11 protein-coding genes are annotated in these 14,272 nt (G+C 42.0%); 3 read left to right on the forward strand and 8 right to left on the reverse strand.

The features are described 5' to 3' along the window. Window positions 1-118 precede the first annotated feature (118 nt). Both FC093_RS24360 and hscA read right to left on the reverse strand, forming a co-directional pair. The gene (locus tag FC093_RS24360) at window positions 119-244 is read right to left on the reverse strand and encodes a hypothetical protein (RefSeq protein ID WP_262711018.1); all 126 of its coding nucleotides are present in this window, start codon (window positions 242-244) and stop codon (window positions 119-121) included. A gap of 397 nt (window positions 245-641) precedes the next feature. Continuing rightward, the gene (gene hscA / locus FC093_RS07775; RefSeq protein ID WP_137261200.1) at window positions 642-2,495 is read right to left on the reverse strand and encodes a Fe-S protein assembly chaperone HscA; all 1,854 of its coding nucleotides are present in this window, start codon (window positions 2,493-2,495) and stop codon (window positions 642-644) included. A gap of 352 nt (window positions 2,496-2,847) precedes the next feature. Between hscA and FC093_RS07780 the strand changes: the two genes are divergently transcribed. Further along, window positions 2,848-4,107 (forward strand): DUF4476 domain-containing protein, encoded by a 1,260-nt coding sequence (locus FC093_RS07780; RefSeq protein WP_170971025.1) that lies wholly within the window; start codon window positions 2,848-2,850, stop codon window positions 4,105-4,107. A 6-nt stretch (window positions 4,108-4,113) separates the two neighbouring features. After that, entirely contained in the window at window positions 4,114-4,872 is a 759-nt protein-coding gene (truA, locus tag FC093_RS07785) for a tRNA pseudouridine(38-40) synthase TruA (RefSeq protein ID WP_137261202.1), read from the forward strand. Between the two features lie 204 nt (window positions 4,873-5,076). On the opposite strand, the gene FC093_RS07790 is transcribed toward truA, so the two are convergent. The 6 genes from FC093_RS07790 to FC093_RS07815 form a co-directional block, all read right to left on the reverse strand. After that, complete coding sequence (locus FC093_RS07790; protein ID WP_137261203.1) at window positions 5,077-7,227, reverse strand: FN3 associated domain-containing protein; 2,151 nt, start codon at window positions 7,225-7,227, stop codon at window positions 5,077-5,079. Window positions 7,228-7,352: 125 nt separating this feature from the next. After that, a complete protein-coding gene (locus tag FC093_RS07795; RefSeq protein ID WP_137261204.1) occupies window positions 7,353-8,381 on the reverse strand; it encodes an NHL repeat-containing protein in 1,029 nt (342 codons plus the stop codon). 96 nt (window positions 8,382-8,477) lie between these two features. Further along, complete coding sequence (locus tag FC093_RS07800; RefSeq protein WP_137261205.1) at window positions 8,478-8,978, reverse strand: DUF1648 domain-containing protein; 501 nt, start codon at window positions 8,976-8,978, stop codon at window positions 8,478-8,480. 51 nt (window positions 8,979-9,029) lie between these two features. After that, a complete protein-coding gene (locus FC093_RS07805) occupies window positions 9,030-10,475 on the reverse strand; it encodes a DUF1501 domain-containing protein (RefSeq protein WP_137261206.1) in 1,446 nt (481 codons plus the stop codon). Between the two features lie 79 nt (window positions 10,476-10,554). After that, a complete protein-coding gene (locus FC093_RS07810) occupies window positions 10,555-11,007 on the reverse strand; it encodes a GNAT family N-acetyltransferase (RefSeq protein WP_137261207.1) in 453 nt (150 codons plus the stop codon). Between the two features lie 56 nt (window positions 11,008-11,063). Next, window positions 11,064-13,388, reverse strand: coding sequence for a PSD1 and planctomycete cytochrome C domain-containing protein (locus FC093_RS07815; RefSeq protein ID WP_137261208.1), 2,325 nt, complete (start codon window positions 13,386-13,388; stop codon window positions 11,064-11,066). A 344-nt stretch (window positions 13,389-13,732) separates the two neighbouring features. Here FC093_RS07815 and FC093_RS24365 point away from each other — a divergent pair, with 344 nt between their 5' ends. Then, window positions 13,733-13,861 carry a hypothetical protein gene (locus tag FC093_RS24365; RefSeq protein ID WP_262711019.1) on the forward strand — a complete coding sequence of 43 codons (129 nt, stop codon included), beginning with the start codon at window positions 13,733-13,735 and terminating at the stop codon, window positions 13,859-13,861. The last annotated feature ends 411 nt before the right edge of the window (window positions 13,862-14,272 follow it).

A 14,272-nucleotide genomic window follows, 5' to 3' on the forward strand; every position in this document is an offset into this window, starting at 1 on the left:
GGCATACTATTAACCAGCCGTTTGTGAAAGAATAAAATATTGCTTTTGTATTGTTTATCTATAATGAGTTGCCCTGCACCCAACGGCACAGTGGATGAACAATAAAAGAAATCGCTGTTTAGAATACCAAATCATGGTCGTGCTCATCAGCAGCATAGCAATTGTGGCGCTTGGCAGAAGTAAAAGGTAAAAAGAATAAAACAACTAATACTACAACCGGAATTAAAATATACATGTCAGTCATACCAACTAATAGCCAAGCAGGATGCCAAATAAAAACGTATTGAAAATGAGTTATTTAGAAAGTATATATACAGGAGGATAGTTTCATATTTGGAATAATTTGTAATTATGGGAGTGGTTTCCTGCTATAATCCGAAAAGCATTCGGAAGATCGTCATTGCGACTGCGAGGCACTAAGCAGGGAACAATCTGTGGTATGCTGTAAATCAACATTAATAGCAGATTTTGAATTCCATGGTAAAACTTTAGTAAGCTTTATTGGGAGAGACAATATTAAAGGCTTACATTGATTATACAATCATTTACAGATTGCTTCGTTGCGTTCGCAATGACGATTGTAGCCGTATTTCAAAGATTGAAATTGTCTTCAGGGCAACTTTAGTGAAATGCCGTTTTCTTTAAATCATTTTTCCCTTCAATGCTTCGCTTACTGCTTTGTCCATAGCACGCTCTGCGAAAGGCTTGGTTACTTCGTTCAGTTCTTCTGTTTTCGTATGGATTAAATCTTTATCCGCCATAGTAAGCGCCAGTTGCAGTGCCTGCATAGCCGCCGCTGTTGCAGTCATTTCTTCGCTCGTTATCAGCGAAGCATGATTAAGCAAAAACTTTTCGGTGGCTTGCAACAAATGCTCGCCTTCGGTGCGGACTTCTACCAGTGCGCGCTGCCGCATATCGTCTTTTGCATAGGTAATGCTGTCTAAAAGCATGTGTTCTACTTCTGCATCCGTCAAGCCATATTGTGGCTTTACTTCAATGCTTTGCTCTACGCCGCTGCGCAGTTCCTTTGCTTTTACCACCAGAATACCATCGGCATTTATCAAAAAACTCACTTCCACTTTAGGCAATCCGGCAGGCATACCCGGAATGCCGGTGAGGTTAAATTCGGCCAGCTTGCGATTGTCTTTTACTAAATCCCTTTCGCCCTGGAACACCGATATGCGCATACTGCTCTGGCCATCTTTTTGCGTGGTATATTGTCTTCCCACTTTGGCAGGTATTTTACTGTTGCGTGGTATTAATACATCCATTAACCCGCCCATTGTTTCTATACCAACACTAAGTGGTGTAATATCCAGGAGTAAAAAATCTTTATTGTTTCCCGCCAAAATATCCGCCTGCACTGCAGCACCCAGCGCCACCACTTCATCGGGGTTTACCGAATCGTTTACGGGCTTGCCAAAAAAATCGCTGACCGTTTTTTTTACTGCCGGCACGCGTGTACTGCCACCTACCATTACCACCACATCAATATCCTGTGCAGTAAGCTGTGCATCCCTTAGCGCACTGCGGCAGCAATCAATGGTTTTATTAATTAAAGGTTGTATCAGCGCTTCAAACTGATGGCGTGAAATGTCCAGTACATCGTCATCAAAGCCAGTTATAAATCCGTCTTCTTCGCTCAGACGCTTCTTTGCTTCTTCGGCGCGGAGGCGCAAAGCCTGCATCTTGCTTTTATCCTGGTGTATGGCTTCTGTATCGTATTCTTTGGTTTCAATCCAGTATTCTATGAGCTGCCTGTCAAAATCATCGCCACCTAGATAAGTATCGCCATGGGTACTCAATACTTCAAAAATGCCATTGACGATCTTTAATATCGAAACATCAAAGGTGCCACCACCCAAGTCGTACACGGCGATGGTTTTTTCCTCATCTTTTTTCAAACCCAAACCATACGCCAGACTTGCAGCCGTGGGTTCATTTACGATGCGTAATACATCCAGCCCCGCCAACTTGCCGGCATCGCGGGTAGCTTGCCGCTGTGCATCGTTGAAGTAAGCAGGAACGGTGATAACGGCTTTGTTGACGGGTGTTTTAAGAATATGCTCGGCGCGTGCTTTCAATTCCTTCAAAATAAGCGAAGACAACTCGATAGGAGAGTAGAACTTGTTGCCCACCTGCACTTTTACCAGCCGCTCAGTATTATCATCAATTATTTTATAGCTGAAAAAGTTGGCGTGTTCCTGTATGTCGTTATAGCTTTTGCCCATCAATCGCTTTACACTGAAGATGGTGTTGGCGGGATCGGTTTCGAGATATTGCTTCGCTGCTTCGCCCACTATTATATTGCCGTTTTCAAAATGTACCACGCTGGGCACGAGGCTGCTACTATTGTGCTCCTTCAATGCTACAGGTTTACCGCTTTCGGGGTGAATAATGGCCACAAGACTATTGGTTGTGCCTAAATCAATCCCTACAATCATCTCTGTCCGCTGCAGGCTGCCTGTTGCTATATTAATTCCAATCTTTGCCATATATGTAAATTGGCTGCAAAGGTAAAAAGGATAGCCTGAACCACAGTTTTATAAGATTGACAGAATTACTCTGATTCTCTTTTTACAGAGGAGACGTAAAGACGTTAAAGAATTTGGTGGACGAGCCATAAAATTGTAAAGGGATGCGTTTCCCTGAAGTCTCTTAATTCCTTTATCGTGTCTCTGTGGTTCAAAAAATATCATTTAAAACAATCATTCTTAATGTATTAAGCTGCCGGACATCTTACCATTTTCTTTGGCATTTTTTCTGTTAGTTTTGCGGGTAAACGACATCAGATCAATGAGGCATTTGTTTAAGACATATATACGTACCTTTCTGCTATCCGCTTTTATGGCATTATCGCTGGCCACTTACGCGCAGCAGTTGCATTTTATTTATATACAAGCCGATAACAAACAACCTTTTTCGGTAGCGCTCAATGGAAAATATTACAGTTCTTCTTCCATTGGCTATATTATTTTGCCAAAGCTTACAGATGGCACTTATACGTTAGCCATCAATTTTGCAAAAGACAGTTATCCTGAGCAAGCTTTTACGGTAAATGTTGCCGGAAAAGACTATGGGTATGCACTGAAGAATTTTGGTGACAAGGGCTGGGGGTTGTTCAATTTTCAAACTACAGATGTAGTAATGAACAGTACAGCTGCCCCGCAGGAAAATAATCAGACTAATGTAACTACCAATAATTCTGCTTTTGGCAACATGCTTGCCGATGTGGTGAATGATAAAAGTATTAATAATTTATCAACTGCCGATACTGTTACAGCAACTAATAAAAATAGCCGGCCACCTGCAAATGATAACCAGGCGGCTGCAGCTACTACTGATTTGCCCGATACCGTTGTAGCTGCAAAAGATACGATAACAAACACCATTACACGAAATGATGATGCTGCCCAGGAGGCTACCGACACGCTGAACGAAAAGGTAAGAGCAGATACGCTGGCAGCGGATAATGATACCACCGCTTTTACTACTACCGGCGTTATTAAAGCAGAAGAAAAGGTGGGTGAAAAAGGAACCGACTTAACCTTTATTGATTTTAATGGTACGCACAATGATACGATCAAAGCATTTATCCCGGCTATACCGAAAAAGCAACCTGCCAAAACGGAAACGCAGAATGTAAATGTAAAAGCTGCTGAGGCAGACAGCGCAAAAGGTAAAGTGAATAATCCTTTTTTTGCACAAAAAAATAATGTAGATACTAATGCTGCCGCAACATCTGTAAAGCCCAATTTGATGGAAGATCAAAATGCGGCTTCTACCGCGCCAACAACTGCTGCAATGGTCAATACCGCCTGCAACAATATGGTAAGTGACCGGGATTTGGATAAGCTGAAGAAGAGAATCGTTTCGCAATCCGACCAGGACGACATCCTGCAAACCGTAAAGAAGAATTTAAGAAACAAATGCATCACCACCGCGCAGGTAAAAGATTTGGGCAACCTGTTTTTGAATGACGATAACCGATATGGTTTTTACGATGCGGTATATCCTTTTGTGTATGACTACGGCAGTTATCCTACGCTCGAAAGCACCCTCATTGATCCTTATTACAAAACGCGCTTTAAAGCGCTGTTGCGCTAACCTGCAATGCAACGATACTTTTTAGAAATTGCCTATAAGGGAACTGCTTACAAAGGTTTTCAAAAGCAGCCCAATGCCGCTACTATCCAATCGGAAGTGGAAACGGCTTTACATACTTTATTTCATCAAACCATCGAGCTTACCGGCTCTTCGCGCACCGACGCGGGTGTACATGCGTTGCAAAACTTTTTTCATTTCGATACGGATATTGCTCTTCAATCCAAACAGTTATATAATCTGAATGCTATTTTGCCCGAAGATATTGTGGTGAAAAGTCTGGTGCCCGTTGATATGCAGGCGCATAGCCGTTTTAGCGCTACTTCGCGCGAATACACGTACTATATTTACAGGGTAAAAAACCCGTTTTTGAAAGACCGGGCTTATTTTTATCCCTATCAATTAGATTTGAGATTGTTGCAGCAAGCCGCGGAAGTCCTGTTTACTTATACTGATTTTACTACTTTTTCCAAGCGCAACACGCAGGTAAAAACATTTGATTGCACCATTATAACTGCAAGATGGAGTACCACTTACGACCAGATCATTTTTAATGTTGCGTCCAACCGTTTCTTGCGCGGCATGGTGCGCGGGTTGGTTGGTACTATGTTGCGCGTAGGCAGAGGTATAGTTTCGATAGATGAGTTTAAAAAAATTATTGAAAGTAAAGACTGCAGCAATGCCGACTTTTCAGTACCGCCGCAGGGCTTGTTTTTAAGCGCTGTAAATTATCCTGAAGTGGTATGGACAGGCAGCAATAATTGCTGATTATTTTATCTATAGAAGCTGGTTAGAGTTTCCAGACTTTGGGGATAGAATGTAGTTAGAGGCTCATCATGACTATGCAGGAAGTATTTCTGTTATAGGTTGTTCATTAGCATTACAGTGTTTTCACACTTCGGTCGAAAATAATGAAGCACTGCTTCTTAGAATGCAAAAATTAAACAGTCTTACATTTATCATACTCCTTCCTCAATTCACAAATACTTCATCCATAAATACCCAACCTTTATCGCCTTTTCCGCGATGCCATGCCGGTAAGGCTTCAACCGGCTTTGCCTCAAACTTAATGTACTGCAACGCCGTAGGTGGAAAGGTGCATTCAGCACTGATTAGCCGGTTAGCGTCTTTATCTTTTTGCTCCGGCTGTTTGGGAGTAATATTTCCAAGTGTTTTCCATTGCTTGCCATCAGTTGAAGCCCAAACGGTAATTTGTTGCGGTGGAAAAATATACGCATCTACATTCTCCAACATGCTAAAGCTGATGTTTTTGGCGGTAATTGTCTGCGGAAAATAAAAAGTTGCGAGTACCGGCTTATCCCTGTAACCCAGCCATTTGCCATCACCAAAATTGAGGCTGCCTTTTTGTAAATCTATAAGCGTTTTAGCGCCGCTTGCAGCCCTGCTTTTATCCGGTTGCGTAAGCAGCACAGCACTATCTGGCTCATAACTGCTTTTGTAAAAATGCTGTTCAATAATATCGCTGCTTATCCAGCCTTTTTTGTAGGCTTTTGCTTTTACCGTTACATTGTTATCCAGCATTACATTGCTGTTATATACCGGTGAATGAATGCTGTCTGGCTCAGTACCATCTAATGTATAACGGATGGTGGTGCCATTAACGTAATGTTTCAGCCTGAGGGGCTCGGCTTTACTAATTACCTGTTCTTCATTCTCTACCACCGGCGGATTTAACTTTAATACTACTGTATCACCAGTAAAGCCGGTTTGATAAACAATATTTTTATTTTTTGATTCTAACAATTGCACATCGCCCGATGCGGCCGTTGTATTCCATAAATATACCGCCCGGAGTTTGGGTAAATTGGCTAAAGCTGTAAGCTGTGATGCTTTTACCGCCGTGCCCGATAGCGATATACTTCTTAAAAATTGTAGCTTTCCCAACTCACTCAATGTACTTCCTGTAACATCGCTAAAGTTCAAATTCAGCTTGCGCAGATTGCTAAATCCGCTAATCACTTTCAGGTCCTCATCTTTCACCGGCATGTTATCCAAATTCAGTTCTACAATTTTGTCTTTTACCGGTGCTAATTCTTCCAGTGCTTTTTTGTTGTAAAAAGGTTTATTGAAAAAATTAACTGCCAACGCCGGCGAGCCAATAGCCAAAGGCGTAATCACCCGGTTATTATTGTTTAATTTTGATATCTCTTTTTCATCTGCTGGTGCAAAAGCGTACTGCTCATCAGCTGAGGACTTCAACACTTTACCTGCTAAGATGCGCAGCGTATCGGTGGGAGATAAATCCGTTACTTTTTTATCAAACTCAGCACCACTTTTTATCCAGGCATATAAGATGGTCATTTCGTTCTCGGTGAGTTGTGGTTTGCCAGCCGGTGGCATGTGTTCTTTTTCTTCTTCAGGCAAATGGATTCTGGTCATCAGCAAGCCCATATCCGGCTTGGTAGTATCCCACAGTTTGCCATCTTTACCACCTTTTAGCAGTAAATCTTTGGTGTCCATCGCCAGTTCACCTTTCGATTTGTTGCTGTTGTGACAGCCCATACATTTATCCTGTAAAATAGGCTCCACCAAATCGGCATACACAAATGCATCTTCCAACGCAGCACGTTGCTTTACTTCCTGGTGAATAATGGGGGCTGTTACAAAATTATCACCGTGTGTAATATCGGCGCCTAAATGCCCGGTGTAAATAACTACCAAGGCAGCAATGCCTACACCTACCTTCAACACGTTGCTATACCGTTGTAGCCAGTCGTGCAACTGATACATGATAAACAACACCAACGCTGTAAGTACGCCGGTATATTTATGCAATTGCAAAGCATCAACATCGTAGCCCGGCTCCCTGGATAAAAACAACCCCATCAGCGCCGTTAGTGAAGCGGTAAAAGCGGCCGAGAGCAAAAAAACTTCTGCTAAAGTGGTGTACCACTTTTCTACCTTGTACACTTTTGGGACGGCTAAAACAAACACCACATACAGCAGGATGAGTACAATTGGAAAATGAAGAAACAGCGGATGCATGCGACCAAACACCTGCAGCCATGCCGGAACAACCACTCGGTCGCCGGCAATTAATAAAAAAAGCAATAAAGTATTAAGCGGAATAAGCGATGCCGCCGCAATATTTTTAAACTTCATCTACAACCGTGTTTTATACCGCGAAAGCGCGAAGACGCAAAGGATTTTTTTATGAGATAATTTTTAAAATATCCATTTACTATTGAAAATTCATTATTCACAACCGACAACTACTACTCACACCACTATACTCTTTTCAGTTTATACGGATATACTTTTCCAGATGCCCACTGTGCTACATACAGGTTTTCATCGCTGTCCACACATACATCGTGCGGGTGCACAAATATTTTTTCGGTTTGATGCATCGGTTGCAATACACCATTTGCATAAGTAGGCTCGCTGCCACCAATGTTGCTTACCACTTTGTTGTCTTTATCTAAAATGGTTACAAAACCGGTGCCTTCGGCATTTAAGTCGGGCGAGCGCAAGACGGCTGCATACAAATGATCGCCATGAATTACCGGGCGGCATACACAGGCGCCGGGCAGATGAATAACTTCTATCAATTTACCGTCTTTAGTAAAGCGTTTGAAGCAGTTGCGTGTACGGTCTGTTACCAATAAACTGGCATCGTTGCGGCGCGTATCGAAGGTAATGCCATGTGCGTTATCCAGATGCATATCGCCCTCGCCTTTGCCTCCAAAATAGTGAAGCAGCTTGCCGTTTTTATCATAATGCAACACATACTGAGCACCATAGCCATCGGCAATAAAAATGTCACCGTTGCTGTCAATAATTGTCTCGGTTGGTACAAACTCTTCTGCTTTTTTGTAAATGCCATCTGCGTCCAATGGTGCATCTATCGTCAGCAATATTTTGCCGTCCATGGTAGTTTTATATACCTGGTGTTTTACGGTATCGGTAATGTATAAATATTCTGTACCGTTTTCGTTGTGCAAGGTCAAACCGTGTGCGCCGGGAAATTCGTGCCCCCACGTGTCCAGCAGTTTGCCTTTGGTATTATAGATAAGCACATTATTTTTTGTTTCATTCGTCAGCAGCAGTATGCGGCCATGCTTATCCTGCACCATTTCATGGCAATCATTCACCGGGTACTTATTGGCATCCGCCTGGCTCCAGCCAGTATCTAATGTGTACTGCATCCCATTGTAACCATACGATTTTCCTTTAGGTTTGGCATATAAATCTTTCATAAGCAACATGCTGCCTGCAGCAAGTGCTGTGTTTTGTATAAATGTTTTTCTGTTCATAATATCAATATGTTTAAAATTGTAAATAATCGTTGTTATCTGTTTTCATTTACTTTTAAAAGCTCTGTTGTACCATTATCTTATCAAGTCCCGAATTTACTTTTCTATTTTATACGATTTAGCAATAAAGTATGCAGTTGGAATTAGCAGCAAAGCGAGCATAGATGGCAAAAACCAATTGCTTAAGCCGTTACTTTTTCCTGTTGCGGTTAAGTAAGTAAATAAAAGAATAATGGTAAAAATTACAATAATAGCTGTTTTAAGATAGCGAATAATCCTTGTTCCATAAGTATATTGCTTCAATGCATTTGATGCGGTGATGTTTACCGGATAGTTAAAAATGTAAGGATATTTATTTAGCAAGGTCATTACTATAAAAATAATAAGTGCGGTAAAAGGTAAAATAAATATGGTAGCTTTTTGCCCATAGCCATCTGGTTTTCCCGATGCGTCAAAATGTATAGGAATGGTATCGGGTAAAATAAAAAAATAATAAATTGCCAAGCCCCACATGAAGAGTAATGTAAATAAGCCGGTAAACTCTATGGCTTTATCCATAGGCGTAAGTTTGACTTTCAACTTTGGCCGCCTTTCCATATTACCCGGGTTTTAGAAACATATCATTACAATATTTAACCGAACACATCTTTACGCAATTATATCATTCACCACTTTACCAGCCACATCAGTCAATCTAAATCTTCTGCCCTGACTTTTATATGTAAGCTTTTCGTGGTCTATACCTAAAAGTGCTAATGCTGTTGCATGAAAATCGTGCACATGCACCGGATTCTTTACTATGTTATAGCCAAAATCATCTGTTTCGCCATACACGCCGGGTTTTATACCGCCGCCTGCCATCCAGATGGTAAAGCAGCGTGGGTGATGGTCGCGGCCATAATTATCCTTGGTCAGCTTGCCCTGGCAATAATTGGTTCTGCCAAATTCGCCACCCCAGATCACCAAAGTTTCATCCAGCAAGCCACGTTGTTTTAAATCGGTTATCAGTGCCGCACTGCTTTGGTCCACATCTTTACATTGCCCTACAATTTGCCCCGGCAAATTATCGTGTGCATCCCAGCCCTGGTGGTACAACTGTACAAATCGAACACCGTTTTCGCTAAGCTTTCTTGCCAGCAAACAGTTGGCAGCAAATGTGCCCGGTACCAGGCAATCCGGTCCATACATTTTAATGATGGATTCCGGCTCTTTGCTCATGTCGGTTATTTCGGGAACGGCAGTTTGCATCCGGTATGCCATTTCGTATTGCTGCACTTTGGCGTTTATTTCGGGATCACCAAATTCTTTATACGCCAAATCATTCAGTTCGCCCAGTTTATCCAGCATTCTTCTTCTGTCTGTTTTATCCACGCCGTCCGGATTGTTTAAATATAATACCGGATTTTCGCCACTGCTAAACTGTACGCCCTGGTGAATAGAATCTAAAAAGCCATTCGTCCACAACTTGGAATATACACCTTGCCCATTGCCTTTACCTTTGGAAAGCAATACGCAAAAAGCAGGAAGGTTTTTGTTTTCGCTACCTAAACCATAACTCAGCCAGGCGCCCATGCTGGGGCGGTTGCCTATTTGTGCACCGGTTTGAAAAAAGGTCAATGCCGGGTCGTGGTTAATAGCTTCGGTGTACATGCTTTTGATGATACATATATCATCCACCACGCCTGCGGTATAAGGCAATAATTCGCTTATTTCTGCTCTTGCCTGCCCATATTGGTTGAACTTATAAATAGTAGGTGCCAGAGGAAATTTTGTCTGATCTGCCGTCATACCGGTTAGGCGCTGACCCATGCGCACAGAGGCGGGCAAATCTTCGCCAAACATTTTTTGCAGTAATGGTTTATGATCAAATAAATCCAACTGCGAGGGCGCACCGTTTTGGAACAGGTAAATAACGCGCTTTGCTTTTGGTGCGAAATGCGGTAGTCCGGCAATTACAGCCTCTTCAGGATTGCTGCTGAATAAATCAGGGATTAGTAACGAACCCAATGCTACGCTGCCAATACCAAGGCTTAATCTTGATAAAAAGCGGCGGCGGTTCATGTTCAATCCGTGTTCTAATATTTCTTTTTGCATGGCTTTGTTCTTTTAACCACAGCGGCAGAGAGACACACAGAGATGCAGGCGTTTGTGTATTTCTATATGCCTTTTTTGCCTATGTGGTTGTATCAACCAGTTTATAAATACAATTCATCTCGGTTTCATCCACAACAGCGCCCAGCTTTTTGTAAAAGCTAATGGCGCTTTCATTCCATCTTGATACTTGCCAGCGTACACTTTTGCATTGCTGTTCGTTGGCAAATTGGATAACGGTGTTTAATAGCTTTGTTCCTATGTTTGCTTGTCTATATTCTTCTTTTACATACAAATCATCTACATACACTGCTTTGCCACTCCACGAGTAATAAGCAAAAAAGAAAGAAGCAAAGGCTACAATTGTGTTATCAACTTCTGCTACTAAACATTGAAATATGTCTTTGTCTCTCACCATTTGCTCCAGCGTAACCGTTACTTTTTCAGGTGTTTTTTGAAAAACGGCAAACGCATTAATTAACGCTAATATCTGCTCATAATCCTGTACAACGCCCTTTCTTATAATTACGTCCATGTCTATCGAAATAAATTGCTATCCATTCATTACATAAAATAATTGCGCAAAAAGTGTCATGTTTTTGTGATTGCCTCTTCCAGATTGTATATCATGCTTATTGTCTTCATCAACGCTGCTTCGCTATTCTTATCCAGCTTATCATCATGCGGATACTCGCCTTGCTGCAACGTTGTATCGGCACTTAACTGCTTTTGTTTAAAAAGATTTAGTTGCTCATTATAATAATCTTGTAATAGTTGCAACTCTTTTGCTTCCGGCCGCCGGCAAATAATAAGGCGAAATGCTTTTACAATTTTATCATTAGCCGGGGTGTTCTCTGCACTTAATTTTTGCGATAGCACTCTTGCTGCTTCCAATGCAGTGGGGTCGTTCATCATCATTAATGCCTGCAAAGGAGTGTTGGTGCGCATGCGTCTTACCTGGCACTGGTCGCGGTTACTTGCATCAAACAAAATCATAGAGGGCGGTGGAACTGTAAGCTTGATAAACGTGTACATGCCACGACGGTATAGATCATCCTTATGGTCTTGCTTGTAGGTTGCCAGGACCCCGCGCCCCGAAGTAGCTGCTTCCCACAAACCTTTGGGCTGGTAAGGTTTTACGCTGGGGCCGCCAATGGTGCGCACCAGCAAGCCGCTGCTTGTTAAAACCATATCTCTGATGAACTCTGCTTGTAGCCGCACGCGCGGACCACGCGAGAGATATACATTTTCAGGATCAACTTCCAGTTTCTCCGGCGTTACTTTGGACGACTGGCGATAGGTGGCGCTCATCACTATTTGTTTTACCAAACGTTTTACATCCCAACCATGCTCCATAAAGTCCACGGCCAGCCAATCAAGTAGTTCGGGGTTTGATGGTAACTCGCCCTGCATACCAAAATCGTCAGCCGTTTTTACAATACCGCGGCCAAAGAGCTCCTGCCACATTTGGTTGACAAACACACGTGCAGTAAGCGGGTTGTTTTTATTTACTGTCCATGCTGCCAATCCCAGGCGGTTGCGTGGATATTGAGCCGTATCAAACTGCATAACTGCGGGAATCGCATTCGGCTTTACTTCTTCGGCGGGTTTATCATACGCGCCACGCTTGAGCAGGTATGTTTTGCGGAGCGTATCCTGTTCGCCCATTACCGATACATATAAATTGCCGGTATCTTTGTCATTAATATACGTAAAAATATTTTTGCGGTCGGCTTCGCTGATGGTCAGTACAGGCATTTTAGCCGGCTTTGACACCGATACATCCCCTTCATAGCCTACTTCTTTGGTGTTGTTGAAAAAGGCATACATCGAATAATAATCTTTCTGGCTGAAAGGATCGTATTTATGATCGTGACATTGCGCACATTCAATAGTAACACCTAAGATGCCTTTTCCGTAAGTTTTTGTTTTATCAATGATATACTCCACTCGGTATTCCTCCGGCACCACGCCACCTTCTTCAGTATATTTATGATTGCGGAAAAAACCGGTAGCTAATATCTGTTCTTTAGTAGCATTGGGCAGCATATCGCCGGCTATTTGCCAGGTAATAAACTGGTTGTACGGCATGTTATCGTTAAACGCATGAATCAGCCAATCACGCCACGGCCATTGCGTGCGGATATTATCATCCTGATAGCCATATGAGTCGGCATAGCGGGCTACATCCAGCCAGTGCACTGCCATCTTTTCGCCGTAGGCAGTACTTTGTAATAAGCGATCCACCACTTTTTCGTACGCATTGGGGCTATTGTCTTTTTCAAAATCATCCATCAGTTGCAGCGAAGGTGGCAAGCCGGTCAAATCGAGAGACACGCGTTTAAGTAGCCGTTCTTTGTCGGCTTCTGCATTAGGCTGTAAATGCTTTTCAGCAAGTTTGGCAAGTACAAAATGGTCTATTTCATTTTTAGCCCAGCCAGTGTCTTTCACGGTTGGTACCGGCGATTTTTTGGGTGAGGTAAAAGCCCAGTGACGCTCGTATTTTGCGCCTTGCTCAATCCATTTTTTAATAATAGCAACTTCTGTTTCGCTCAATAAGCCCAAATGCGATTCGGGTGCCGGCATCTGGTAAGAAGGATCGGTAGAAATGATGCGCTTATATACTTCGCTTTGTTCGGGCTTGCCCGGCACAATAGCAAATGCGTTTTTATCATCTTTCAATGGTGCATAAGCAGAAGCTGCCATATCCAGCCGGAGATCGGCCTTTCGTTTGTTTGCATCTGGTCCATGACAAATAAAGCATTTATCGGACAAGATAGGACGCACGTGGAAATTGTAGCTGATGGTTTGCGGTATAGCATCGCTGTTATTACTACTGCTATTGTTGTTGCAGGCAGTGGTTATCAGCACAAAAGAACCAGTACATAAGAGCAGGCAACCAATAATCCTCTTCATATAAGACACAAGCTTAAATCGTCAAGCAAATCGTTTTCTGTTATAAGATATACAGATTTCTGTTATAAGATATACAGAGACAAATTAAGTAATTAAAAGAAATTTGAGGGCGTTAAGATAATAAATAAGTTGTAATTGTTCAAATAGGTAAGAAGGAATCTAATTTGAAGCATCGGCACAGGTACCTCAAATTAGGTGGATAAATGTGCTTTAAACTATAGAGTATTTGTGGCACTTTTTTATTTTATTGATGGTTAATAAAACATGCAGTCATGAAGAAACTTTTTATTATTGCGTCGGTTTTTTGATGTTTAACCGCTTGTAATGGTAACAACAATAGCAATATGCCCGACCATGCCATTCGGGACAGTGTAAGAGATCCATCAACCGTTCAGCTAGAACCGGAAGCTGTTCCTGAAGATATGACTATTAAAAAAGATTTGGTGATAGTGCCGGACTCTTCGCAAATTTAAAAATAACTGTTCAAAAGGTACTTTTTATAGTAAAGCTGTACCAGAAAGCATTCCTCTCTTTACTTTGAGCGCAGTTTCAATATTGTTATTGCGGAACACCATTAAATGGTTGTAAAATGGCAGCAATGTCTTGCACTAACATGTGAGGCTTTTTTATAAGGTTGGAGGCAGGCTTTCGGGATAGAAGGAATAAGAAAAACATCTGTTTACCATTATGTATGACTCCTTTATTATCACTTTTTAACAGTCCTGTTTATTTAGAATGCTTAAGTTTGTAGTATGCCAACAAGCAGTGTAAATAGCAAGCTTCCATCATCCAACGAGTACTATATAGTGCTTGATACGAGGGATTGTTTTACCTGCTCATTTACTGAGTTTTTACCTTTTACTCCCAAACTATACTACTTCTCT

The sequence above is a fragment of the Ilyomonas limi genome (assembly GCF_005233845.1).
In the GTDB taxonomy this organism is placed as follows: Bacteria; Bacteroidota; Bacteroidia; order Chitinophagales; family Chitinophagaceae; genus Ilyomonas; species Ilyomonas limi.

What these genes read in the sequence shown, in the direction of transcription:
- FC093_RS24360 (WP_262711018.1), bottom strand. Translation starts at nt 244, where the DNA reads ATGACTGACATGTATATTTTAATTCCGGTTGTAGTATTAGTTGTTTTA.
- hscA (WP_137261200.1), bottom strand. Translation starts at nt 2,495, where the DNA reads ATGGCAAAGATTGGAATTAATATAGCAACAGGCAGCCTGCAGCGGACA.
- FC093_RS07780 (WP_170971025.1), top strand. Translation starts at nt 2,848, where the DNA reads ATGGCATTATCGCTGGCCACTTACGCGCAGCAGTTGCATTTTATTTAT.
- truA (WP_137261202.1), top strand. Translation starts at nt 4,114, where the DNA reads ATGCAACGATACTTTTTAGAAATTGCCTATAAGGGAACTGCTTACAAA.
- FC093_RS07790 (WP_137261203.1), bottom strand. Translation starts at nt 7,227, where the DNA reads ATGAAGTTTAAAAATATTGCGGCGGCATCGCTTATTCCGCTTAATACT.
- FC093_RS07795 (WP_137261204.1), bottom strand. Translation starts at nt 8,381, where the DNA reads ATGAACAGAAAAACATTTATACAAAACACAGCACTTGCTGCAGGCAGC.
- FC093_RS07800 (WP_137261205.1), bottom strand. Translation starts at nt 8,978, where the DNA reads ATGGAAAGGCGGCCAAAGTTGAAAGTCAAACTTACGCCTATGGATAAA.
- FC093_RS07805 (WP_137261206.1), bottom strand. Translation starts at nt 10,475, where the DNA reads ATGCAAAAAGAAATATTAGAACACGGATTGAACATGAACCGCCGCCGC.
- FC093_RS07810 (WP_137261207.1), bottom strand. Translation starts at nt 11,007, where the DNA reads ATGGACGTAATTATAAGAAAGGGCGTTGTACAGGATTATGAGCAGATA.
- FC093_RS07815 (WP_137261208.1), bottom strand. Translation starts at nt 13,388, where the DNA reads ATGAAGAGGATTATTGGTTGCCTGCTCTTATGTACTGGTTCTTTTGTG.
- FC093_RS24365 (WP_262711019.1), top strand. Translation starts at nt 13,733, where the DNA reads ATGCCCGACCATGCCATTCGGGACAGTGTAAGAGATCCATCAACCGTT.